The sequence below is a fragment of the Thermogemmatispora aurantia genome (assembly GCF_008974285.1).
In the GTDB taxonomy this organism is placed as follows: Bacteria; Chloroflexota; Ktedonobacteria; order Ktedonobacterales; family Ktedonobacteraceae; genus Thermogemmatispora; species Thermogemmatispora aurantia.
Map to the genome: position 1 here is coordinate 1709940 of NZ_BKZV01000001.1, position 23523 is coordinate 1733462.

General features: G+C 60.3%; 15 protein-coding genes. 7 read left to right on the plus strand and 8 right to left on the minus strand.

Features of this window, described 5'->3' with window-relative positions:
• Positions 1-56: 56 nt before the first annotated feature.
• The 3 genes from KTAU_RS06705 to KTAU_RS06715 form a co-directional block, all read right to left on the minus strand.
• Positions 57-2654, minus strand: a complete 2598-nt coding sequence (locus tag KTAU_RS06705; RefSeq protein WP_151727591.1) for a RelA/SpoT family protein — start codon at positions 2652-2654, stop codon at positions 57-59.
• 525 nt (positions 2655-3179) lie between these two features.
• Positions 3180-5810 carry a RelA/SpoT family protein gene (locus KTAU_RS06710; protein WP_151727592.1) on the minus strand — a complete coding sequence of 877 codons (2631 nt, stop codon included), beginning with the start codon at positions 5808-5810 and terminating at the stop codon, positions 3180-3182.
• A gap of 438 nt (positions 5811-6248) precedes the next feature.
• The gene (locus KTAU_RS06715; RefSeq protein WP_112430092.1) at positions 6249-6554 is read right to left on the minus strand and encodes a zinc-ribbon domain containing protein; all 306 of its coding nucleotides are present in this window, start codon (positions 6552-6554) and stop codon (positions 6249-6251) included.
• Positions 6555-7117: 563 nt separating this feature from the next.
• Here KTAU_RS06715 and tgt point away from each other — a divergent pair.
• Both tgt and KTAU_RS06725 read left to right on the plus strand, forming a co-directional pair.
• Positions 7118-8356: a tRNA guanosine(34) transglycosylase Tgt gene (gene tgt / locus KTAU_RS06720; protein WP_228026337.1), complete on the plus strand. Its 1239-nt coding sequence runs from the start codon at positions 7118-7120 to the stop codon at positions 8354-8356.
• A gap of 32 nt (positions 8357-8388) precedes the next feature.
• Positions 8389-9207 (plus strand): lipoate--protein ligase family protein, encoded by an 819-nt coding sequence (locus KTAU_RS06725; RefSeq protein WP_151727593.1) that lies wholly within the window; start codon positions 8389-8391, stop codon positions 9205-9207.
• Positions 9208-9230: 23 nt separating this feature from the next.
• Here KTAU_RS06725 and KTAU_RS22510 read toward each other — a convergent pair whose 3' ends face one another.
• Together KTAU_RS22510 and KTAU_RS06735 are read right to left on the minus strand one after the other, a co-directional pair.
• Positions 9231-9698, minus strand: a complete 468-nt coding sequence (locus KTAU_RS22510) for a DUF8757 domain-containing protein (protein ID WP_503827348.1) — start codon at positions 9696-9698, stop codon at positions 9231-9233.
• Positions 9593-10657 (minus strand): DUF488 domain-containing protein, encoded by a 1065-nt coding sequence (locus tag KTAU_RS06735; protein WP_151727595.1) that lies wholly within the window; start codon positions 10655-10657, stop codon positions 9593-9595. Before KTAU_RS06735 ends, KTAU_RS22510 begins: the two co-directional genes overlap by 106 nt.
• Positions 10658-11013: 356 nt before the next feature.
• Between KTAU_RS06735 and KTAU_RS06740 the strand changes: the two genes are divergently transcribed.
• Both KTAU_RS06740 and KTAU_RS06745 read left to right on the plus strand, forming a co-directional pair.
• Positions 11014-11811, plus strand: a complete 798-nt coding sequence (locus tag KTAU_RS06740) for a glycosyltransferase family 2 protein (RefSeq protein WP_151727596.1) — start codon at positions 11014-11016, stop codon at positions 11809-11811.
• 36 nt (positions 11812-11847) lie between these two features.
• The gene (locus tag KTAU_RS06745; RefSeq protein ID WP_151727597.1) at positions 11848-15240 is read left to right on the plus strand and encodes a glycosyltransferase; all 3393 of its coding nucleotides are present in this window, start codon (positions 11848-11850) and stop codon (positions 15238-15240) included.
• A gap of 27 nt (positions 15241-15267) precedes the next feature.
• Here the strand turns inward: KTAU_RS06745 and KTAU_RS06750 are convergent, their stop codons facing one another.
• Positions 15268-16008 carry an MBL fold metallo-hydrolase gene (locus KTAU_RS06750; RefSeq protein ID WP_151727598.1) on the minus strand — a complete coding sequence of 247 codons (741 nt, stop codon included), beginning with the start codon at positions 16006-16008 and terminating at the stop codon, positions 15268-15270.
• 86 nt (positions 16009-16094) lie between these two features.
• On the opposite strand from KTAU_RS06750, the gene KTAU_RS06755 reads away from it, so the two are divergent.
• The gene (locus KTAU_RS06755; protein ID WP_170293106.1) at positions 16095-18104 is read left to right on the plus strand and encodes a WD40 repeat domain-containing serine/threonine protein kinase; all 2010 of its coding nucleotides are present in this window, start codon (positions 16095-16097) and stop codon (positions 18102-18104) included.
• Between the two features lie 134 nt (positions 18105-18238).
• Here the strand turns inward: KTAU_RS06755 and KTAU_RS06760 are convergent, their stop codons facing one another.
• Complete coding sequence (locus KTAU_RS06760; RefSeq protein ID WP_151727600.1) at positions 18239-18832, minus strand: GvpU-like protein; 594 nt, start codon at positions 18830-18832, stop codon at positions 18239-18241.
• Positions 18833-19075: 243 nt separating this feature from the next.
• Positions 19076-21457 (minus strand): transglycosylase domain-containing protein, encoded by a 2382-nt coding sequence (locus KTAU_RS06765; RefSeq protein ID WP_170293107.1) that lies wholly within the window; start codon positions 21455-21457, stop codon positions 19076-19078.
• A gap of 258 nt (positions 21458-21715) precedes the next feature.
• On the opposite strand from KTAU_RS06765, the gene KTAU_RS06770 reads away from it, so the two are divergent.
• Both KTAU_RS06770 and rsmA read left to right on the plus strand, forming a co-directional pair.
• On the plus strand, positions 21716-22501 hold the full coding sequence (locus KTAU_RS06770) for a hypothetical protein (protein ID WP_151727602.1): 786 nt from the start codon (positions 21716-21718) through the stop codon (positions 22499-22501).
• 38 nt (positions 22502-22539) lie between these two features.
• Positions 22540-23460 carry a 16S rRNA (adenine(1518)-N(6)/adenine(1519)-N(6))-dimethyltransferase RsmA gene (rsmA, locus tag KTAU_RS06775; RefSeq protein WP_151727603.1) on the plus strand — a complete coding sequence of 307 codons (921 nt, stop codon included), beginning with the start codon at positions 22540-22542 and terminating at the stop codon, positions 23458-23460.
• Positions 23461-23523: the final 63 nt, after the last annotated feature.

Sequence of the window (23523 nt, forward strand, 5' to 3'; positions counted from 1 at the left end):
GGCGCCGCAGCCAGCCGAAGCTCAACGTCGCGAGCGTCAGCGAGAGCAGAGCGGCCTCAACCCTGGCGCCTGCGGGTACGCTTCAAATCGCGTCCTACCTGCAAGACATCCTTTACTCGTTCAAGGCGGGCAATGACACGCTGGAGCTGCTCCAGGTTCTCGATCTCCAGCGTTGCATTGACCACCGCCAGCTCACGTGAGCCGTTGGTATGAGTAGACAAAGCAGCCATATTGATGCCCAGCTCGGCGATGGCTCCAGCAATATCGCGCATCAGGCCCGGGCGATCGCGGGCCGTCACTACGATCGGGGCCAGATAGTGCGACTGCTCCACGCCAGCCCAGCTCACCGTAATCAAGCGTTCGCTGCTATGCTCGCGGTAGCGGGCGATATTGGGGCAATCGGCCCGATGCACGATCACGCCGCGGCCACGGCTAATAAAGCCCACGATAGGATCGCCGGGCAGAGGGCAGCAGCAGTTCGCCAGACGTGTCAGCAGGCCAGTGACGCCATCGACACAGAGATTGACCGCCGGAGCCTCCTTCGTAGCGCTCGTTGGCAGCAGCGGCTCCTCCTCCTGGTGAGCGCCGTTCTCACGCTCACGTCCATCGCGGTCGCGGATCTGCAGATACTCGCCCAGGCGCACCGCTACCCAGTGCTGGCGGATCTTATCGCTGCCAATAGCCGCCAGCAGATCCTCAAAGGAAGCCAGGCGCGGCTCCCGCTGCTCGCGCTGAGCGTTGTACTCCTCCAGCAAGCGATCCTGCAGATCCTCTGTCAGCACCTCCAGTCCGCGGACGCCGAGGGCCTTCAGCTCGCGATCCAGGCGCTCCCGCCCAATCTGGATATTGATATCGCGCTCGTGGGCCTTCAGATAACGGCGAATATGGCTGCGAGCCGTGGCTGTGCGCGCAAAATTGAGCCAGTCGCGGCTCGGATGAGCCGTGCGGCTTGTTGTAATATCGACGATCTCCCCATTCTTCAGCTCGTAGTCGAGGGGAACCATGCGCGCTACCAGCCGCTCACTCTCGCCAGCGCCCATCTCCGTAATGATACGTGCGCCAGCGCAGTGGTTGCCGATCTCGCTATGGATGCGATAAGCGAAATCGATCGGTGTCGAGCCAACCGGCAGATCCTTGACCTCACCTTTGGGCGTAAAGACAAAGATCTGCTCAGAGAACGGATCGCTGCGCGAAGCCTCCGGCGGTTCAGGCTCTCCGCTCTGCGAAGCCCGCAGCTCGCGCTGCCACTCAGCCAGCTGGCGTAGCCAGGTCAACAGCTCCTTGGCCGAAGGAGAAGCGTGATCCCCCACATCCTTATAGTGCCAGTGCATGGCCACCCCATACTCGGCGATTTGATGCATCTCAAAGGTGCGGATCTGAATCTCCACCAACTGCTCGTCGACGCAGAAGACCGTCGTATGGAGGGCCTGATAGCCATTCGGCTTGGGATTTGCAATATAGTCCTTAATACGGCCCTCTTTAGGCTTCCAGAGGCTATGGACATGGCCCAAGGCCAGATAACAATCCTGGGTGGTCTCCACCAGGATGCGGAAGGCGATCACATCATGGATCTGATTCAGATCCAGGCCGCGCTTCAAGTCCTCCAGGCTCTCCGTGCCAAGCAGGCTCGGCTGGGTTGGCAGGCCAGCGGCGCGCAGAATCTTCTTATAGAAGCTGTAGAGGTGCTTAATGCGCCCAGAGACCTCCACATGTTTCAGGCCGATGGCCGCCATCTCGCGGCGCAGAATCTCACAGACCTTCTCCACATAGGCCCCCCACTGCTTTTTCTCGGCCTCCATCTGATCGCGGACCCAGGCATATTGCACAGGTTGCAAGATCTCGAAAGCCAGATCCTCCAGCTCGCACTCCACGCGCGACATCCCGAGGCGGCCCGCCAGCGGTGCATAAATCTCGCGTGTCTCGCGCGCCATTGTCAGCCGCTCCTGCGGGTCATACTGGAAAACTGGATCGCGCAACATACGCATCGCATGCAGGCGATAGGCCAGCTTCAGCAGCACGACCCGCGGATCATCGGACATGGCCAGGAACATCTTGCGCACCGTTTCCGCCTGTTGATGCTGCAGCGCATCGCGGTTGCGCCGCTTGCGGCTCTCGCGGCTGCTCTCCACCTCGCTACGGCCCGCTGGCAAGAGCTGAGCGCCAACCTGCTTCTTGCGCTCCAGAATGTTGAGGCGCAGCATACTGCTCACTACTCGCGCCACCGGCTGCCCCAGCTCCTCAGCCACATGCTCCAACGAGAGCAGCTCGGCATCAACCGCCTCGAAAATCAGGCCCGCGGCGACGCCGATGGCATCGATGCGCATTTCGGCCAGGATTAAGGCCACCCCCAGCGCATGTTCCAGGGGAGGAAGGGCACGCTTTCCCCTGACGCCGCGACAGCGCTCCTGTGCCAGGCGCAAAGCATGCTGCACCTGCTCAATTTCAGCGGGAGACATATATTCGCGGACGCGAGCTAGCAAGGCTTCTGCCGCACGCTCGTCGGGGGGCTTCTCTCCAACAGCAATCGTCAGACCTCCGCCGGTTCCCACTTCCCCCGGCGCCCCCGCCGCAGACACGGATAAGCGCTCTCCCAACTGCCGGCCTGACTCAGGCTCGATCGTCATCTCTACCATGTGCACATTTCTATATTTCATGCAGAAAACTGCAGGATATGGTCTCGTGCAGATTCACTTATCGTTCTTCCAGGGTAGCTTTACAAGAATCGCCAGAGGCCCTGCCACCGTTCTTTTTGACCAATGTGCCCCTTCACTCGTTCCTGGCAGCATCCCGGGCCTAGAGTTCCACAGGTTCTAGCAGTACATCCTTTCAGATTATAGACCTTGCAGATAGCCTTGTCTAGCTGCGCTCAGCAGGCACAGACTCCAGGGAAACCCCTGCTAGCGCGGAACCAACGCGCAATCAGTTCGGCGAATACAGATGATATCTCCTGGACAACCCCAGGGTAAAGAGTACCATTCCACCAGAGAGGAGAGAAATGGCTCGCAGCCAGCCCGCCACAGAGGCAACAGCGGCAAGCTCAGCCGTCCATGCCTGCCTACTCAGTCAAAGGTAGGGAGCACGTCGCCTGGCAACGAGGGAGAGCACCAGCCAGAGCGCGGCCACAGAGCAGCGTTCCGCTCGCTTGCTGTTCAAAAACGCTCTGCGCCTGCCTTGCCGGGTTAGCTGAGTGGCTCAGAAAGAGTGCTCTCCTCGCCTATGCGGCTATTGACTCTACCACTTTGGCCAGCCCGATGCCCCAGGTTGCGCCGCACGCTAACCACGCTTTTGACCTGGAGCAAGCGTTTGAAAACGCGCTCGATCTGGTCCACCGATTGGATCTCCATTGTTGCCGTAATCACGGCCTTCTGTAAGGCCGGATTCGTCGTTGAGGAGACCGCCGTCATGTTGATGCCAGCATCACTGACTACCGCCGCTACATCACGCAGGAGGCCAGCCCGATCACGGGCCACAATAGTGATAGGGGCTAGATAGGACTGCGTCTTGACCTGCGACCAGTCCAGAGCAAAGATCCGACCTTTGACACGCTCGCGGAAGCGCTGGAGCGTACGGCAATCCTGGCGGTGAACGATCAATCCCTTATTCGGGCTTAGAAAGCCAGCAATGGTGTCCCCCGGAAGGGGACAACAGCAATGAGCGAGGCGTGTGGCCACGCCAGGGGCCAGAGGCCGTTCGCTGGTCTGTGCCTCCGCACCTGGTGCAGGCAAACGGTGCCCATTGAGTGCCGGACCGGCGACCACCGGCAGCCCCCCGGAGTCAGATGATCCAGCGATAGCTTCGGCCTGCCGCAGCGCCCCACGCTCGCGCAAGACCGGTAGCAGCTGCTCGACCAGGTCCTCTATCGGCAGATCACCTCGTCCAAGCGCCACATAGAGGGCCTCCACCGACTGATACTTGCGCGCGCTCGCTAAGGGCAGCAGCTCCTCATCGCGCAGAGCCTCAAGGCCCACCGCTCCCGCCGCCTTCAGCGCCAGATCCAGCCGCTCGCGTCCAAGCTGCAGATTGATCTCACGCTCGTGATTCTTCAGGTAGCGCTTAATCTTGGTTCGCGCATTGGCCGTCCGCACAAAGGTCAGCCAGTCGCGTGTCGGATGAATCGCCTGGTTGGTCACAATATCGACAATCTCGCCACTCTTCAGCTCATAATCCAGCGGGACCAGACGCGTCACCAGGCGCTCGCTATCGCCCAGGCTGGTGATGATTCGCGCCCCCGCGCAGTGATCGCCGATATCCGTGTGGATACGATAGGCCATATCGACCGGGGTCGATCCTCGGGGAAGATCCTTAATTTCCCCCTTAGGGGTAAAAACAAAAATCTGCTCCTGGAAGATATCGCCCTTGACGGCCTCTATGAAATCATCGGCGCTCTGCGGCAGCTCACGCTGCCACTCGCGCAGTTGCTCGATCCAGGCGATCATCTCCCGATAGGAGAGGCGAGAGCCACCGCGCTCACGCAGGTACCAATAGCTGGCGATCCCATAGTCCGCTGTGCGCTGCATCTCATGGGTGCGGATCTGGATCTCAGCGAGGCGATCATCGAGGCAGAAGACCGTCGTATGGAGGGACTGGTAGCCATTGACCTTGGGGGTAGCGATATAGTCCTTGATGCGCCCATCTTTTGGCCGCCAGAGAGCATGGATATGGCCAAGGGCCAGATAACAGTCGTGGTCACTATCAACGAGGATACGGAACGAGACCAGGTCATGCAGCTGACTAACCTCGCCGCCGCTCTGCAGCAACTTGCGGTTGATACTGGCCAGATGCTTCTGCCAGGCCAGCACCTCGGCATGAATCTCGGCGCGGCGCATCTCCTCATCAATGGCGCTGCAGACGGCATCGACATACGGCTGACGTTTGCGCCGCTCTTCCTCGACCTCACGCGCCAGACGCTCGTAGCGTTCCGGCTCCAGATAATAAAAAGCCAGATCCTCCAGCTCGGCCTGCACCAGGCCCATGCCCAAGCGTCGCGCCAGTGGCGCATAGATCTCGCTTGTCTCGCGGGCAATAATCTGCTGCTTGGCTGGTGGCATGGCGCTGAGCGTACGCATATTATGCAGGCGGTCGGCCAGCTTAATGACGACCACGCGCGGATCTTCCGCCATCGCCAGGAGCATCTTGCGCACCGTCTCGGAGCGCAGGCGGCTCTTGAGATCGCGTACAGTCTCCTCTGCGCGTTCGGACTCGGGGGCAGGCGCACACGCTTCGCTCCCGGACGGGGAGCCGGACCCGGGCTTGCCGGCCAGAGCATCAAACTTTGTCACCCCGTCCACAATGGTCGCCACCGCCGGACCAAACTGGGCCCGTACCTCCTCCAAGGTATAATCGCTGTCCTCAACCACATCATGGAGTAAGGCGGCCACAATGCCATCGGCGTCAATGCGCATCTGAGTCAGAATAAGCGCCACCGCCAGCGGATGCTGAATATATGGCTCGCCCGAGCGACGCCGTACCCCCATATGGGCCCGATTCGCCAGCTCGTAAGCCCGCTCGATCTTCGCCAGATCCTGTGGCGAGAGATAAGCCCGTGTCTCCGCCAGCAATTGCTCAAGGGCATCGCCCTCCAGACGCCCATCAGAGGGCTGATATGGATAGATCACCGTCCAGGTTCGCTGTCGCCGCCCTTGCCGATCCTGATCCTGACTGGCGGCATCCGGGGCTGCAGTGATGAGTGCATCGGTGTCCACGCTCATATCTGGGGAAACCATCGAGGCCACGAGTCGGCCATCAGTTCCCTCTGGCCCCATCAGGGTACCCGCCTCATGCCGGCTTCCATGTTGTTCACGTGAATCCATATCTGGGTACCCGATCCTCTGCCTGTGCGTATACTGTTCAACGAATTTAGCTGGCCGTTGAGAAATGTTAGACACCTGCCTGTGTATTACCTTGTAATTATAAGGTGCGAGGCATTACTGTCAAGCAGTCGACGGCGAGCGGCGAGCACCCGAGCGCCGATGAACGAAGAAAAGAAAGAGACAAGGCCAAGAGCAGACCTTGGTCTTGTCCGTGAAGCAGATAAATTGCTACAATGATTCCTACGTTCCAGGATCACCGTCCCTCACAAGAGCGCGAGCCACAAGCAGAGCCGCGCAGTGGAGGGAGGCGAACAAGGGGTACGCTATCTGTCCCCGTCTCTCCTGCGCTCCTGGCCACCTCACAGCCCGGATGCAGGCAATGAACCTGACCTGTCCAGCTCGTCCGATCAGGGACTGATCTGCAGCGGACGTCTCCAGCTAGCGTCGCGCCACGCGCGCCTTATCATAGCAGCTGCTGCAGTAGACAGGCCGGTCGTTGCGAGGGAGGAAGGGCACTTTGGCCTCCTGCCCGCACTCGGCGCAGATCACCGTGTGCATCTCACGCGGCGCGCGCTCACTCCGGCTGCCTCCTCCCGCTGCCTGACGCCGCAAGGCCCGACAGGCCGGGCAACGCGCAGGCTGGTTCAGCAGGCCCTTCTGCTGGAAAAACTCCTGTTCCCCTGCTGTGAAGACGAATTCGTTTCCGCAATCACGGCACTTGAGAGTTTTGTCGACGAAACTCAACCAAGGACCTCCTTAGTGGTATGGTCGGTATCCTTTCAGGTCCATTTCTGGCCTCTGTCACCAGTCTGTTTGTCGCCCTGAGCAGCGTGGGACCCATGCCTGATGGCACTGTGCGCAAGACCAGTCTCGGATTACCGCTTGAAAGCATACACCAACTTTTGCTGTTTTTCAAGTGATTCTAGTCCCAATCAGTCAGCGTTTTGATATTTTTACGCGCTTTTCATGTGAAGTGGACGGCCTTACATTGGTTTCACGATGTTTCTCGCTTTGTCAAAAAGAGCCAGCGCCGCAGCCAGATAGAGCTTGCGTCGGGCAAGACGTTGCGTAAACCCTGCCAATTGGCTATACTCTCTCAACAGAGGAGTCGCGCCCGGCAGATAGGTGTGAGTGAGGTTGCCTGGCTCAGGTTTCGCGCCCTCTCGCTCTCCTGAGCTGATCTGAGCTGCTGCCTGGTGACTCAGGGCTTCGTCAAACGCGGCCCGGCATCCCCACCCGGCGGCGCTGACTTGACTGGGCCGGCCCCCTCTCATCAGGCAAGCTTGTTGTTGCAAAGGGAGTGGCCAGTGGACGCACTCGCGGCTCGTTCCAGCTCGTTTGCTTTTACGATCGACGTTGAGAATCCTCCAGTGCCGTCGGCCCCAACCTGGGCGCGCGCCTGTACGCTCCAGACCCCCCACGGGTTGATTCAGACGCCGATGTTTATGCCCGTTGGCACGCAGGCCACGGTAAAGTGTCTGACCCCCGAGGAGGTGCAGGCCGCAGGCGCGCAGATTATCCTCGCCAATACTTACCATCTGATGCTGCGCCCCGGTTCGCAGCTGATCGATAGCTTCGGCGGCTTGCACGCTTTTATGCGCTGGCCCGGTCCGCTGTTGACCGATAGCGGCGGCTTCCAGGTCTTTAGTCTGGGCCACCTGCGCACGCTCACCGAGGAAGGTGTGACTTTTAAGTCGCATCTGGACGGCTCGCTGCACTTGCTGACTCCCGAGCGTGGCTTGCAGATCGAGGCCGAGCTGGGCGCCGATTTTGTCCTGCCTCTGGATATCTGTAGCGGTTATCCCTGTACGCCCCAGGAGGCCCGCCAGGCTATGGAGCGCACTCACCGCTGGGCCCTGCGCGCCCTGGAGGCCTTCACGCAGCACCCGCATCGCCCGGAGCGTCCCCAGGCCCTCTTTGGGATCGTCCAGGGGGCTTTCGAGCCTGAGTTGCGCCAGGAGAGCGCCCGCTTCATCGGCTCCTTGCCCTTCTTCGGTCTCTCAATTGGGGGCCTGTCGGTCGGCGAGCCGAAAGCACTGATGTGGGAGCTGCTGCGCGCGACAACGCCCGCACTGCCGCGCGAGAAGCCGCGCCATCTGCTGGGAGTCGGTTCACCAGAGGACCTGATTATGGGGATCGACCTGGGGATGGATCTCTTCGACTGCGTGCTGCCAACGCGGGTGGCGCGCCACGGCGGCCTCTTTACGCGCTACGGACGGGTTAATATTAAGCGCTCCCGCTTTCGCACAGAGCATGGTCCTGTCGAGGAGGGCTGCGATTGTTATACCTGTCGCAATTATAGCGCTGCCTACCTGCACCACTTAGCACGGGCAGAGGAGCAGCTCTACTATCGCCTGGGGAGCATTCACAACCTGCGCTTCATGCTGCGTCTGGCCGCGGAGGCGCGCGCGGCGATTCTGGCCGGAACCTTTCCAGCTTTCCGCGATGCCTTCCTGGCCAGCTATGTGCCAGCTTCAGAGAGGGCACGCGAGGAACAGCGAGCGAAGTGGCTGGCCCGAGTGGCTTCCCGCGCAACGTCGTCCTAAGCCCGGTTTGGAGAGAAGAAGGATAGCAGCCTATGGCCGAGATGTTTCGCTTTCTCGATAGCGGTGTACACGATGCGGCCCTGAATATGGCCATCGATGAGGCCATTCTCATTCACCATTTGCGCGGCGAGGCGCCGCCAACCTTGCGTGTTTTCCGCTGGTCACAGCCGTCGATCTCACTGGGCCGCTTTCAGAACGTGGAGCGCGAGATTCTCAGCGATCTCTGCCGCGAGCGCGGCGTGGCTCTGGTGCGCCGTCCAACAGGGGGCCGCGCTGTCTATCACCGCGATGAGTTCACCTACAGTGTGGTGATCGGTCGGCGCTATGGGGTACCGTCCGGGGTGGTGGCGGCTTATACCTATCTGGCCCGCGGCCTATTGGAGGCACTGGCCTTGCTGGGGGTACAGGCGGAGATCAGCGACGGTCGTGTCCAGAAGCATCCCTCGGCGGCCTGCTTCGCTTCGTCAACTCAGGCTGATTTGACAAGCGGCGGCTACAAGCTCGTGGGCAGCGCCCAGGTCTGGCGCGAGGATGCCCTGCTGCAGCAAGGGTCTCTGCCTCTGGACGATCGGGCCGAGGAGTTCTATGAACTCTTACGCTTCCCCAATGAGGCAGCCCGGGCCGAGGCTCTGGCCTTTTATCGCCAGAAGACACAGCCGCTGCACGCCTTTGTGCCAGACGTGAGCTGGGAGCAGGTAGCAGAGGCTTTTCGCCAGGGCTTCAGTCAGGCGCTGGCTCAAGAGTTTTTGCCGGGCGAACTGAGCCGCTCCGAGCTGGAGCTGGCGGAGCAGCTCGTGGCCGAGAAATATAGCAAGCTGGAGTGGCGCAAGGAGCGTTTAACGCTGGTCTGAACTGTTGCTGCTACTTTTCCCCTTTAGAAAAGGCTGAGCTGAATAGGGGCGGTTTTTTGCCTTTGGGACTGCTTTGGCGGATAGAAAACACCAATAATAATAAAAGGGTTAGGACTTATCCGATGGTACTGCCAGGTTGTACCCAGAAACAGATAGATATCTCTCGTCGAGCAGAACTCATCGAGGTACTTCTGGCGCACGAGACGATTGGCTTCGGCTTCATCGCCTTGCGCCTCCGTCAAGCAGTTCCAGTACAGCGCGCCAAGTTCCCAATCTTCTATAAAGAGCTTGCGTGGATTTGTATCTCCCTTACTCATAAAGACATAGGAGTACTTGTAAGGAAGCTTTCTAATTGGAACTCTCCTCTTTACCTCTCCAGTACTATCTATATCCAATAGATTGCTTTGTAAAAAATAATCGTTCCATTTCTGCTTCCAGCAGCGGCTCGTTGGCTCGATCCTGAAGTCGATGATCTCCCGAGGCTTGAGCACGGCGAGCTGTCATCTAGCGCGGGCAGTATCTGCTGGCGCTGGTCGTGACTACTGAGATTCTGCCGCGCTGGATGAGAGACAGCGTTACACATTAAATGCACGATAGGGGCCTCAATGTACCCCTGCTGCTGCAAATAAGCAGCCAGCACAGCACGATGACAGTGGCCGGGATCAGCTTCAAAACAAGTCAGCGCCACCCGTCGCTGTTCAGCAATGAGCGCCGCCAGCCTCTCGATGCTCGCCCTCGCCTGCGGGAGCAGGTCAGTGGCATAATGGACAAAGAGCGCACGATAGGACTCCTCGGTCGCCAGCTCCCGCCGTAGCTCAGAGGGTACTCCCAGAGCTGGCAAATGGAGGTAGGCGATCCCTACCTCGTAGAGGGCCTGAGCCAGGCGCCTCCTGGCAAAGCCGAACTTGTGCGAAAATGGATTGCGCCGCACGTCGACCAGGAGACGTACCCCATGTGAGAGCAAGAGGGACAGATAGGCGTCCAGGCTTAAGCCTTCATAGCCAAGCGTGAAGAGGCAGACAGCTTCTTCCGCTCCGCGAGAGACCTCCTTCGGCAGCGACGAGGCGGCAAGCTCTCGCCCGAGCAGCCGCAAGGCGCTGCGCTGATCAGCAGCGAAGCCCTGGCTTTCTTCCCACACCTGCTCCAGCAAGCGGCGATCATCCGGACGGAGTCGGGACAGGAAGGAGGTTCCCGTTGCCGCAGCAGCCAGCGCCACCCGCGGTGGTGGCGTCAGATAACGCCGCAGACGCAGCGTCTGCAGATCATGCTCCAGGACGAAGCTGCGCCAGTGCTTCCCCCAAACAACGAATTCATAAGGAGCCTGTCTTCGCTCGCGCTGAGCATCGACAGACAAGAGCATTACCAGCAGCCGCGCTTTCGCCTCATCCAGCTCTCCCCCCGCCAGCTCGGCCAGCGCTAAGAGCAACCGCTGACGATAGAGCATAGTCATGGGTCGGTAGCTTCCTCTCACTTTATCGCCTTTTCAGCTACTACAACGAAAAGCCGACCGCCCAGCTACACCCACAGGGAAGGAGTCCTACATCGCACCTCCACCACTGAGAGCAGCGGTAATACTCCATTATTCCGATTGTACTTCATGCAAAATCATTTTGCAAGCGTGCCATCGGGAGGCAAAGTACGCCCTCCGTCCCGTTTCGATCGTGACTCTTTTGCATGCAAATATATATTACGTTCTTCACCCACATAATAGCTTAAGAAAGGCAAGGAAAGCTTTCTTCTACGGTGTGAAGAAAGACGGTAATAAGCACCTGTAGCCACATATCTAGAGAAAGGATATCTAGCACAATGAGCATATCGTCCCTGGCACACAGCGATACCAAGGATACGGAGGCGTCGGGCAGGGCGCAAGCCCTGTCCAATAGTGGAGCCGCCGCTGTTCCACGCAGCCTCTCGATCGTGCTCTTGACGCAGAACGACGAAGCGAGCATCGAACCGGTAGTGCGCTCGCTGCTGAGCAACCTGGCAGATTGGGCCGATGACCTGGAGATTCTCGCTGTCGATCGCGGGAGCCACGATCGCACCGGCATACTGCTCGAACGCCTTGCCGCGGAGGAACCGCGTCTGATCGTCCTGCACCAGCCCGCGAGTTGCAGCTATGGCCAGGCCCTGGTCAGCGCCTTGAGTCAAGCCAGCAAAGAGTTCGTCCTCCTCACGGAGGCTCAGCCTGGCTTGAATGTGGACCTCCTCAAGCGCAGCTTTGCCCTGCTGAGCGACTACGACGCAGTGCTTGGCTTTCGCCAGCGCCAGGGCTGGCAGCAGTTGACCGCGCTGCTCTGGAGCTGGCTACTGCGCTTCACCCTGGGCCTGCGTGTGCGCGATCTCTCCTGTCCCTTTAAGCTCTACCGCGCCGAGTTTTTCCGCCAGCAAGCCCTGGAGATGCAGGGGCACCTCATTAATGCCGAAATAATCCATAAATTTGTGCGCGCTGGCTACGTCTACACCGAGATCGCGATTGGCCCAGAGAAAGCGAGCGAGCCCGTCAGGCCGTCACTGCGGCGCAAGCTCGCCCTCTACTGGGAAGCCCTCTGCGAGCTGAGCAATTATAGCGGTCGCTGCTATCAGGAAGAGCATGGATGTATTTGAGCAGTATCACTGGAGGAGTGTGGAGGAGAGGATTCAATGGCGTCCGGTCTTCTGACAAAAGAATCCCCTAAATTCAGCGAGCTACAATTTCGCAACCGTGTGGCGCGTTATCGGCGCTGGCTAGAGGGCAACGTCAGCCCCAGCGCGACGCGCAGCAACAGTCGCGAGCTTGCAGAATACCAGCGTGTGGCCTGCCGTCCGATCCTGATTCATGGCAAGGAGGTGACCGTCTTTGCACCATTCCACCCTGAGCGCGCCGCCCTACACACCTTCAGCCGGGCCCAGCTCGCGATACTGGGCAGCCTCTTGCTGCTTTGGGGCGGCGCTCTGGCCTGGAAAGGGCCAACGCTGCTCGTTGTGGCCTCGACCCTGATCACGCTGCTCTATGTTGCCCACTTGCTGCTGCAGTTCGCCATTCTGGGTACCCACCTGCTGGCCCCAGCCGAGGCCAGCGGCGATGAGGGGATCGACGAGCATCTGATCAGCGCCCTCAATAATGTCGACTGGCCCCGCTACACTATCCTGTGCCCGCTCTACCGTGAGGCTGCCGTGGTCGGCCAGATGGTGAACGCTCTGCGCGCCCTGGACTACCCTCGCGATCGCCTGGAGATCCTCCTGCTGACAGAGGAAGATGACGTGGAGACGCGCGCCGCCCTCAAGCAGCTGGCCCTCCCCGCCCACTTCCGGGTGCTTGTCGTGCCGCGCGGCTATCCCCGCACCAAGGCCCGCGCCTGTAACTACGGACTACTACACGCCCGGGGCGACTACCTGGTCATCTACGATGCCGAGGATATCCCCGATCCTTTGCAGCTGAAAAAAGCTGTGCTGACCTTCGCTCAGCACGACCACTCGCTGGCCTGTGTGCAGGCACGTCTGAATTGCTATAATCCTTCGCAAAATCTCCTGACTCGCCTCTTTACTGCTGAGTATTCCCTCTGGTTTGATCTGGTGCTGCCGGGCTTGCAACGGCTCGGTCTGCCGCTGCCGCTCGGTGGCACCTCAAACCACTTCCGCGTCTCGGTGCTGCGCGCCGTCGGCGGCTGGGACGCCTTCAATGTTACCGAGGACTGCGATCTCGGCCTGCGCCTCTTTCAGCATGGCTTCAAGACAGTGATTCTCGATTCAACGACCTATGAGGAGGCGAATTCTCGCCTTAGCAACTGGCTGCGCCAACGCTCGCGCTGGATTAAGGGCTATATGCAGACCTACCTGGTCTATATGCGCCACCCCCTGGTCTACTGGCGCGAGCGGCGCCTGCGCGAACTCTGCAGCGTGCAACTGGTGATCGGCGCCAGCGCCGCCAGCCTCCTACTGAACCCCCTCGTCTGGGCGCTCTCGATCTTCTACGTCTGCACCAGTGGCCGCTACCAGGCTTTTTATCACCTGCTCTTCCCCGGTCCCATCCTCTACGCAGGCGCCTTCTGTCTGATCTTCGGCAACTTTTTCCACCTCTACCTCAACCTGCTGGCGCTGCTGCATCGCCGCTATTATGCGCTGGTGCCCTGGGCCTTGCTGATGCCCTGCTGCTGGTTACTGGACAGCCTGGCCGCTTATCTGGCCCTCGTCGAGCTACTGATCCGACCTCACTACTGGCAGAAGACACTCCACGGCTTCCACCTGCTCAAGCAGCCACAACCTATCAATCAGTTCAGCTCCACGGTGATCCCCGCGACTCCTCAGCGCGGGCCGAGCGAGATCGAGGTTGGTCTGACCCCTATCCGCCTGGGCGCCCATACCCCCTTCAGGCCACTGCGCCTGGTTTTAACACCAGAGACGACCATCCGCCCCTTGCCACGCATTCGCCGCTCGCGCCCCCATGACCTGGGAGCACTGGTGACCTTCCTCTGCGCTTGCCTGAGCAGCATCACCGCCTGCCTCTACTTCTTTCTGCATCAGGAGATTCTGCTCTACGGCGATGCCTACGCCCACCTGCGCATCGCTCGCAGCGTCTTTGATAGCGCTACACCTGGCCTGGCCCAGCTCGGCGGCGTCTGGCTGCCACTGCCTCACGTGCTGATGCTGCCTTTCGTCTGGAATGACTTCCTCTGGCACTCTGGGCTAGCCGGCAGCTTCGTCTCAATGATCTGCTATATCATCGCTGCCCTCTACCTCTACCGCGGTGGTCTGCGCCTGACACGCGACCGCTGGGCCGCCTTCCTCTGTTCCCTGGTCTTCATGCTCAACCCCAATATCCTCTACCTTCAGTCGACACCGCTCACCGAGCTGACCCTGATTTGCATGATGACAGTGGCCGGCTACTACTTCTTGAGCTGGGCCCAGGAGAATCGCCCGCGCTACCTGGTACTGGCGGCTGCCAGCACCTTCCTGGCAACGCTCTCCCGCTACGAAGGCTGGTCTTTCTTTGTTTGCTTGCTTCTCCTGGTCAGCCTGACCAGCCTGCTCAAGCGACGCTCCTTCGCCGAGATCTGCGCTAACACCCTCGTTTTTGCCCTCCTGGGAGGCCTCGGCATCGCACTCTGGCTGGCCTGGAACCGCATCATCTTCGGCGACACTTTCTTTTTCTTGCACGGCCCTTTTTCCTCTGAGATGTTGCTCTCCAGCTTTGCCCGAGCTGGTCGCTTCTATACCTATCACAATGTCAGTCTCTCGTTACTGACCTACATGCTGCTCTCAGTGAAAACCTTTGGGCCATTCTTACTCTTTCTATCGTTGCTGTCCTTCATCTTCTTTCTGCTCAGTCACCGGCTGAGGCCGGAGACCCTGGCCCTGATTGCCTTCATGGCCCCGCTCGGCTTCTATGTGCTTTCGATCTACAGTGGGCAGGCGCTGATCCTGCTACCGGAGATCGGGCCGGGCCATGATCCCGGGCGCCTCTACAACGATCGGCACGGCGCGGCGGTCGTGGTGCCGGCGGCCCTGCTGTTGGCCACTTTGATGAGCAGTGGGTTGCGCCTGTTGCGGGGGAGGCTCCATCTCCTGGGGCGCCTGGCCTGCGCCGGAGCGATCTGTGGTCAGGCTTGCTTCATCGCCGCGACCGGTATTGTGACCCTGCAGGACGGCCTCTACGGGAACTCTTGCACCGGCACCCACCCGGTCAGCATCTACCTGGCCAGACACTACAACGGCGGCCTGATCTTAGAGGACGTCTCTCCCACCAATTTCGACGTGTCGGAGGCCGGCATCAACTTCCGCAATGTGATCTACGATGGCTCGGGCCGGCTCTGGCAGCAGGCCCTGCGCAATCCCGCAGCCAGCATTGACTGGATCGTGCTCAATCCACGGCTTCCGGGCGATCGCGTGGCGCGAGCGCTGCCGCCGGGCAGCCCCCTGCTGCGCCAGTTCACGCTGGTGCTGATCGATTCTCGCAGCGGTATGCACCTCTACCATCACCGCGGGCGTCCTCCGCTGCCAGATCGCCCGATTCCACCGGAACTCTTAACTGCTCATCGTCTCTGCCCAAACGACTAAGGTCTCAGTGCTCGTCTGTTCGCTGGCTCACTCGTCAGGCAAGGCAAAGGTCATGAGATCACGCCCAACGATGATCAGGCCGCGATAGCCTTCGGCGCGTGCCCGCTCCTGCAGGCGGGCCGCGTCAAGCTCGCGGTAGAGATGCGAGCAGACGAGCGTCCTGACCTGGGTAGCAGCGGCCAGCTGGACGATCTCGTCATCGCTGAGATGGCCAGAGTCGATGATGGCCAGGTCCACGCCCTGCAGAAAGAGGCGCTCTTGCTCATGAAAGGAGGAGTCGCCGGTAATGGCGTAGCGCTGCCCCTGCCAGCTGAAACGCAGGCCGTGGTTACCCGCAGGCGGCAGTTCGATGAAATCAAAGAGGTAAGGACCGATCTGAAACGCATCTTCTGTAATTTCGTGGACCAGAATCTGATAATGGGGCTGGCGGAAGCTGTGTGGACTGAAGAGGCGCATCAGTCCATCGACCAGGCGCTGCAGTCCGGGTGGCCCGTAGAGGTGGAGGTCATGTTTACGCGGCTGCCGCCGCGACCAAGCGCCCGCATGCAGCAGGGGAATGAGATCGGAGACGTGATCGGGGTGAAAGTGCGAGATGACGATATGCTCCAGGGCATTGGGATTGAGGCCAATTTCGGCGAGACGCTGGCTGATGCCGCGCCCGCAGTCGAAGAGGATAGGCAGCCCCGCCAGATGCAGGAGAACGCTGGAGGCGCGACGCTCTAGCTCGATTTGACAGGTACCCGTACCAAGTAGCATGAGATAGCTCATCGTTTGTTATCCCTCTTCTTGACAGACGAACGTTCTAGATGCTACCATGCAGGCAGATCATCGTTAGCATACAGGACCAGCAAGCAATGCAGGGTTCCTTTCTTCTTTATTGTGACATCTGTGGAGCGGCTAATCGTCCCCAGGCCCGTTTCTGCTTCGCCTGTGGCCGTCCGCTACAGAATAGCGCGCCTCCCTCGTTAGTGGCCGACCAGGCCCAGACAGCGAGCCAGACAATCTCGGCCCCAGCCTCGCCGACTACCACCGGTCTCTTGCCAGCCAACGCTTTGCTGCGAGGACGCTACCGGATCATCGCTCAGGTCGGGAAAGGTGGCTTCGGCGCCGTCTACCGCGCAACAGATCTGCTGCTGGCCAATCGCACGTTGGCCATTAAGGAGATGAGTCAGCAGTACTTGAGTTCCAGGGAGCTGCAGGAGGCCACCGCAGCCTTTCAGCAAGAAGCCCTCTTGCTGGCAGGTTTGATTCATCCAAATCTGCCACGCATCTACGATCACTTCTGCGAAAACGGGCGCTGGTACCTGGTGATGGACTTTATCGAAGGGGAAACGCTGGAAGAGCGCCTGAGCCGCACCCCCGACGGGCGACTACCTCTTGACGCGGTTCTGCGTCTTGGCCTGCAGCTCTGCGATGTGCTCGGCTACCTGCATAGCCGCCAGCCGCCCATCATCTTCCGCGATCTCAAGCCGGCGAACATCATGCTGACGGGCGATGGGCATCTATATTTGATCGATTTCGGCATCGCGCGTCTCTTCAAGCCCGGCCAGAGCAAAGATACAACGGCCCTCGGTTCCGCCGGCTATGCCGCTCCAGAGCAGTACGGTCGTGCGCAGTCGACGCCACAAACCGACATCTACGCCCTTGGGGCCACGCTCCATCAGCTGATCACCGGTCAGGACCCCTCGCTTTCTCCCTTCACATTCGCCCCTTTCCCGCAGCAGGACGCCGCACATCGTCGGCTAGAGGCGCTGGTGATGCGCATGGTCCAGACAGAGGCCAGCCGTCGCCCGAGCAGCATTCAGGAGGTCAAAGCCGAACTCGAAAGCCTGCTCACCCGGCGTCTGACTGCCCCAGCACGCCCGAGCGCCAGCCAGTACCGGCCCGCGCCGACCTCAGCGAGTACGACGGCTCCCGCCGTCGCGCTCCCCACGGCCCCCCTGATCACGCGCTGTCTCTACACAGGTCACCATCGGAACACCAGCATCTACGCCCTTGCCTGGTCCCCCGACGGGCGCCTTCTGGCCTCCAGTGGGGCCGATGGCAGTGTCCAGATCTGGGAAGCGCTCAGCGGGCACTTGCTGCAGCGCTGCGATTGGCATCGAGGACCAGTCTACGGCCTGGCCTGGTCCCCCGACGGCCAGCGCCTCGCCTCAGCGGGACGTGATGGCACGGTGCGCCTCTGGAACCCGAGCACAGGCGATGAACTCACAAGCTACCAGGGCCACACCTCCTACGTCTACAGTGTGGCCTGGGCGCCCGACGGCCAGTTTCTGGCCTCGGCCAGCGATGACGCAACGGTCCATGTCTGGGCCGCGGCCAGCCCCTGGGAGAGCAGCAGCTATCGCGGTCATCGGCGCAGCGTCAAAGCGGTAGCCTGGGCGCCCGATGGCCAGCGCCTCTCCTCGGGTGGCGGCGATGGCCTCCTGCACATCTGGCCACGTCCTACTCACCGGGGGCGCAGCTTTCTGACCTCCTGGCTCCTCTCACGAAAAGAGATCCACTGCTACGGCCAGCAGCAGCGCATCAACGCCATCGCCTGGTCGCGCGACGGGCGCTACGTCGCCGCAGGGAAGACCGGCGGCAGCGTCGAGATTTGGGAGAGCCAGCATGGCAGGCAACAGGTCACCTATCGCCGGCATAAGGGGGCAGTCTACGCCCTCAGCTGGCACCCCCGAGGTTCCCTGCTGGCCTCCGGCGGACGCGATGGCCACGTCCATTGCTGGCAGGCAATAGATGGGCGGCAGCGCTTCACCTACAACAGCCAGCAAGGCTTTATTTACTCCCTCGCCTGGTCCCCTGATGGACGCTACCTTGCCTGCGGCGGCCAGGATGGAAGCATCTACGTCTGGGAGATCAACTAAGGGCGGGCCGGATCAGCTCCCCGTCAGTCTGACAAGGGCGAGGGCTGGACCAGCGGAAGCCCAATCAATGGCTGGTTTGAAGGCAGGAGAGGGAGACTCGCAGCAGACTTGCGGCACAGTGAGCGCGAGGCGAGTTAATCCCCAACGGTAGCCCCAACCACAAAGGCATCGACGCGCGAGGCTTTGCCCCGCCAGTAGGGTACCTTGAACTTGTGTCCGCCGCTCAGGATTGTCACATCGCGCATATGGATATAGTGGTAGACAATCGGCAGGCCCTCTGGCCCATACTCCGGCTGATCAGGCGGCGGCACCAGCGCCGTATAGTACTTGCGCAGGGCATCGGCAGTATCGGGGTCGTGCTCGCGGTGCGTCTCCTCATTGAGATCAATGTAGAACTGGGCATAGTGGGCGGTGCTCACCATCACCCCGAAAATGAGCAGCCCATGCATCTGCAGCATCATCTCGATCTCCAGATCATGCTGCTCCACCAGCTGAATCCACATCTGCAACGCCACATCCTGCTCGCCGTACTCCCTCAACCAGAGCTGACGACGCTCCATGCGCGTCAGGGGGCGGAAACCGCTCTCCAGCGCCTCGTTGAGTTCCCGCTCGCCATCGGCGGACGATGAGGAGGTGGGAGAAGCATTGGCATTGTTCGTGTGAGCGGCTGCTGGCTGTGGCTGTTGCGGACCCTTCTTGCTCGCTTCCTGCCCGGATTCGCTACTCATAGAGACAGAAACCTCCACAATAAGCCATGTTGCAACATCCAGTACCTTACTCTGCTCTTTTTATGATATCACGATACGCGGGGAAAGGCTGCTGGCCAAAGGGGAGCCAGGGGGAAGAAGGCAGAGAACGGCGCCGGCTCCTTAATTCATGAGGAGAGCGGCGCCGCCTGGCTGCGCATTTCAGAGACGAGGACAGGAGATACCTTCATCAGCGATGGAGGTCGCGCCCGCGCCCGCTCGCGCTCAGGAGGTCGTGGGCAGCGTGCCATCGATAAACCAATCACTCACCGTTGGCTCGCCTGGACGAGGCAAGAGACCAGTGAGAGCGGAGACCGTACCCAGATGGACATCGTCCGGGCGGATAAAGTCCTCAGCCGGATAATGATAGCGCTGCGAAGCATACTCCATCACATCATGCCAGATGGGACCGGCGCCCGTGATGCCAATTACATTATCCATGGCACTATTATCGCTATTGCCTGCCCAAACCCCAACCGCCAGATAGGGGGTATAGCCAACGGTCCAGTTATCGCGGAAGGTCTGGGTTGTACCAGTTTTGGCGGCAGCCGGGCGATCGGCCAGCTCCAGCGGGTTGCCCGGACCAAATTCGTGATAGCGCGAAGCCTTATCCGAGAGAATGCTGCTAATCAGGAAGGAGACATCAGCCCCCAGAGCACGCACCCCATGCGGGTGGGCAGCATCATAGCGATACAGCGGGTGACCCAGGCTATCGGTAATCTCCAGGATGGAGACCGGCGGGACTCTCACCCCTTGATTGGCAAAGGTGGCATAGGCACCAGTCAGTTCCAGCAGAGAGACCTCCGCCGTGCCCAGGGCGATTGAGGGGAAGAAGCACTGTTCTGGTGTCGCCTTCGGCGCATTGTAGTTCTTGCGACAGGCCTGCAGGTCGGCGGTATCGATGGAAGTAATCCCCAGACGCTTGGCCATATTGAGGACATTGTTGAAGCCGACGTACTCGACCGTCGTCACTGCCGGAATGTTAAACGAGTTCGCAATGGCGTTGCGAATCGTCATCGGAAAGGTCGTATGGAACTTCTGATCGTAGTTATTCGGCGTATAGTAGCCAGAAGGTGAATTTGCATCTTTCGTCGGATAAATAGTGAGATGGTCCGGGACAATCATCGCCGGATACCAACCCATCTCGAAGGCCGCAGCATAGACGATGGGCTTAAAGGCCGAGCCGGGCTGGCGCAGGGCGAGCGCCGAATTATACTGACCCTGCACTTTGGGATTCTGATTATTGAAATCGGCGCTGCCATCCATCGCCAGAATCTCGCCTGTCGTTGGACTCATCACTACTACAGCTGCATTATTCACATTGTTCGTCTTATATAGCGGTCCCTGATACTGCCCCAGGTAGGAGTCGTACTGCACGGTGTAGAGGCGATCGTGAACGATCTGCTCGACCTTTTTCTCCAGCGTCAGATCGAGGGTAGTATAGACATTATACCCTCCGTCGAGCAAATTCTGACTACCAAGCAGAGAAGTCAGCTGATCGATGACGTACTGGACAAAGTGGGGGGCCTGAATATGGTGGGTCTCGCTGTAGGGTTTAAAGACAAACTTCTGGCTCTCGGCCTCGGCGGCAGCGGCCTGCTGAGGGGTAATCATGCCTAGCTCGACCATTGACTGCAGGACTACCTGCTGGCGCGCCAGGGCCGCTGGCTTATTGACGGTCGGATCATAATAGGAAGGACTTTGCGGCAGACCGGCCAGCAGCGAGGCCTGAGCCAGATCGAGCTGGGCCACCGCTGGCTTGCAGCGCGTGGCCGTACACTTCGGCTGCAGATTGAAGTAGTTCTCAGCCGCAGCCTCGGCGCCATAGTTCAGGTCGCCGTAGTAGACCGTGTTGAGATACATCTCCATGATCTTCCACTTCGGATACTGCTGTGTCAGACCATAGGCCAACACGGCCTCTTCGGCTTTCACGGCCAGTGTTCGCGGCTGATTGCTGAACAGCTCGTTCTTAATGAGCTGCTGCGTAATCGTGCTGCCGCCCTGAACGACGCTCTGGCTCTGGAGATTCGAGAAGACGGCGCGCAGAATACCCTGCAGATCGACGCCCGAGTTCTCCCAGAAGGTATGGTCCTCTGCAGCCACCGTGGCATTGATCAAGAGCGGAGAGATATCGGTATAACTGACATAAGTGCGGCGACCATGATCGGCGCTATGATCAAACAGCTCATAGAGCAGGTTGCCATTGCGATCGTAGATGCGCGTTGTCTGGAAAAGCGCATTATTATTGGCAATATTGCGCAGCAAGGGCAACTGCGACTCGTAATAGGCGTAAACGGCTCCAGCGCTACTCGAAAAGAGGGCGAGACCAAGCAGCGTGGCCGCCAGGAGCATGACTGCCCAGCGTGGCGTGCGGTGCGGATAGAAACGCCTGCGCCAGCGCTTGCGCAGAAGAATGCGATTGGCGCGCCAGCGACGTAGCGGCGGCATTCCATTCCCCCCGTCCGTAGTGGGTAACGGAGCCAGGATAGGTGGCTGTCCGCTGGCTCCAGAAAGGTGGCGAGCCGGCAGATGCAGCCCCGGGACCCTGGGGCTGAGTGATCCACCGCGCTCGGGTCCCCCCGCGGCTTGACTCTCGTGGTAATCCATTGCTCCCTTTCTCTCCTCGGCTTGCAAGCAGATCGGATGGTGGCGAATGCACCAAGGCCCTCTTCCATTTATAAAACGATCGATGTGTTTTCGCGTATCATCATAGGTAATTCGAGACCACTCTGCAACCTCAGTAGCCCCTTTGCGTATCCTATGGTAATAGATCGTTCCCTGGAGGGGCTTTGTATCAGCGTGGTCAGCGTTAGGGAAAAAGGGGCCAGTACCAGCAGCAAGTGAGGGCAACAAGGAGCGAGACCTATGCAGCAGCAAGAGCAGGGCTGGCAAGCGCCGCAGCATGAATCAGGGAAGGCGAGCGAGCAGCATGTCACTGGTTCCCAGGGCGAAGCGGCCAGCCAGCGCTCTTCATCCTGGAGCTTTCTGAGTCGCAAGCGTGGGCGAGGTCAGAGTCGACAACCGCACCAGGAGCCGCCCGGGCAATATGCGGAGCCGTTGCATGACTATAGTTATCGGCGGGGCTATCCGGCCCAAGACTATCCGCATCGCGAGGAGGAAGGTCTGGCTCCGGCGGCCTCCGAATCAGCCGGGCCTGCTGCCTCTCGGGGCGAAGCTGGCGAGAGTTGGTCAGCGGCAGTCTCAGCTCAGGCTGAGCTGAGAGCCAACCCGGGAGTGGGGCCAGGCCAGCCACCCGACGTCCGTCAGTCCCAGCCCTGGAGGGCCAGTGTTCGCCCTGGATGGTCACCGCCTCCCTGGTGGGCACGGCCTCAGCCACAGCGGGGCCATCACCTTATCTGGATCGTGCTCTGCCTGATCCTGCTGGCGCTGCTCCTCAAGCTGCTCCCCTGGATCGGCGCGCTTATCTTCGGCTTGCTGCTAGGTGGAGTGGGTCTCATCGTGGGGCTGGTTGGGGGCTTCATTGGCCTGATTGTTGGCCTGCTTGGGGCCGTCCTCGGTCTCATCATCGCGCTTCTGGTGGTCTGTCTCCTATGTGCGCTCCCCCTCGCCATCGGGGGGGTGGTCGTCTGGCTGCTGGTCCACACGCATCAACAAGGCTCACAGCGTCGTCCTGGCGCGGGGAAACTCTAATACTAGCCATGATAGACATGAGGTGAGTACGCTCAACGATGGCCGAAGAGCTTGATCTGACCAGCCCGCGTACCTTACGCGCCTTACTCCAGCAGCACGGCATGCGGCCTTTGAAGTCGTTCGGGCAACATTTCCTGGTCGACCGCGGCGTGCTGGCGCGCATTGTGGACGCGGCAGAGCTGGCCCCAACTGATACAGTGCTTGAGGTAGGGGCAGGCACCGGCGTTTTAACGCGCGAGCTGGCCCACCGTGCAGGACGGGTGGTTGCTGTAGAGCTGGAGCGCTCTATGCTGCGTCTGCTCGCTGAAACCACCGCTCCCTTTGGCAATGTCGAGGTGGTGGCTCAGAACTTGTTGACTGTTGATCCACGCGCCCTCTTTGAGAAGCAGCCCTACAAGCTAGTGGCCAATTTGCCCTACTATATCACAGCACCCACCTTTCGCCATTTTCTGGAGAGCGAGCATCCCCCCCAGCTGATCGTTGTAATGATTCAGTACGAGGTTGCGCAGCGCATCGTGGCCGCGCCCGGCGACCTGAGTCTGCTGGGCGTGAGCGTCCAGCTCTTCGGACGTCCGCAGCTTATCGCCCGCGTACCGGCACGGGCCTTCTACCCACCGCCACGCGTCGACTCCGCCATTGTGCGCGTCGAGGTTCAGCCGCGGGCGGCGCTGACCCCTGCGGAGCGCACCCTCTTCTTCCGCCTGGTCCAGGCTGGCTTTGGAGAGCGACGCAAGCAGCTGCACAACGCCCTCGCGCGTGGACTGGGCTTGCCAGCCGAGACAGTGCAGCGCTGGCTACGTCAGGCCGGGATCGCGCCAGAGCGCCGCGCCGAAACCTTGAGCCTCGATGAATGGCTGCAGCTGTGGCGTACCCTGCCCTCCAACGCGCCCGGCAGCCAGGAGGAGTGGTCGGCGTCCATGCTTCCAGGCTCCGGGCCGAGGGGACCGAATGAGACTTAGAGAGTAGCTGCGGATGGCGTTGCTTACAGCGATGCATGCACATAGATCGGCTCTCTGCTACGG

Bases quoted from the DNA above. Each gene is read 5' to 3' on its own strand.
- KTAU_RS06725 (WP_151727593.1), top strand. From the start codon at position 8,389: ATGGCCGAGATGTTTCGCTTTCTCGATAGCGGTGTACACGATGCGGCC.
- KTAU_RS06755 (WP_170293106.1), top strand. From the start codon at position 16,095: ATGCAGGGTTCCTTTCTTCTTTATTGTGACATCTGTGGAGCGGCTAAT.
- KTAU_RS06705 (WP_151727591.1), bottom strand. From the start codon at position 2,654: ATGAAATATAGAAATGTGCACATGGTAGAGATGACGATCGAGCCTGAG.
- KTAU_RS06745 (WP_151727597.1), top strand. From the start codon at position 11,848: ATGGCGTCCGGTCTTCTGACAAAAGAATCCCCTAAATTCAGCGAGCTA.
- KTAU_RS06740 (WP_151727596.1), top strand. From the start codon at position 11,014: ATGAGCATATCGTCCCTGGCACACAGCGATACCAAGGATACGGAGGCG.
- rsmA (WP_151727603.1), top strand. From the start codon at position 22,540: ATGGCCGAAGAGCTTGATCTGACCAGCCCGCGTACCTTACGCGCCTTA.
- KTAU_RS06765 (WP_170293107.1), bottom strand. From the start codon at position 21,457: ATGGATTACCACGAGAGTCAAGCCGCGGGGGGACCCGAGCGCGGTGGA.
- KTAU_RS06750 (WP_151727598.1), bottom strand. From the start codon at position 16,008: ATGAGCTATCTCATGCTACTTGGTACGGGTACCTGTCAAATCGAGCTA.
- KTAU_RS06710 (WP_151727592.1), bottom strand. From the start codon at position 5,810: ATGGATTCACGTGAACAACATGGAAGCCGGCATGAGGCGGGTACCCTG.
- KTAU_RS06770 (WP_151727602.1), top strand. From the start codon at position 21,716: ATGCAGCAGCAAGAGCAGGGCTGGCAAGCGCCGCAGCATGAATCAGGG.
- KTAU_RS06760 (WP_151727600.1), bottom strand. From the start codon at position 18,832: ATGAGTAGCGAATCCGGGCAGGAAGCGAGCAAGAAGGGTCCGCAACAG.
- KTAU_RS06735 (WP_151727595.1), bottom strand. From the start codon at position 10,657: ATGACTATGCTCTATCGTCAGCGGTTGCTCTTAGCGCTGGCCGAGCTG.